This is a genomic window from Pseudomonas sp. SIMBA_041 (assembly GCF_046535095.1).
In the GTDB taxonomy this organism is placed as follows: Bacteria; Pseudomonadota; Gammaproteobacteria; order Pseudomonadales; family Pseudomonadaceae; genus Aquipseudomonas; species Aquipseudomonas mucoides.
This window is the reverse complement of the sequence record NZ_JAWRXJ010000729.1, coordinates 1-248: the sequence shown is the minus strand read 5'-3', so window position 1 is coordinate 248 and position 248 is coordinate 1. Positions and strand designations below refer to the sequence as shown.

1 protein-coding gene is annotated in these 248 nt (G+C 65.7%); it reads right to left on the bottom strand.

Features of this window, described 5'->3' with window-relative positions:
- On the bottom strand, window positions 1-248 hold a 248-nt coding region (locus SB725_RS33030), incomplete at both ends, for a response regulator (protein WP_410923677.1).

Below are 248 nucleotides of genomic sequence, written 5' to 3'. Positions count from 1 at the left end.
AGGTCCAGCAGCAGCGGCCCGGCAATGATGGTGGACTGGGTAAAGCCACTGGAGCGCCGCAGCAGCGCATTCAGGCGCGCATCCAGCTCTTCGAACTGGAATGGCTTGACCACATAGTCGTCCGCACCGGCCGCCAGGCCCTCGACCTTGTCCTGCCAGTTGCCACGGGCCGTGAGGATGAGGATCGGGAACGTCTTGCCACGGTTGCGCAACTGGCGGATCAGGTCCAGCCCGCCCATGCCGGGCAG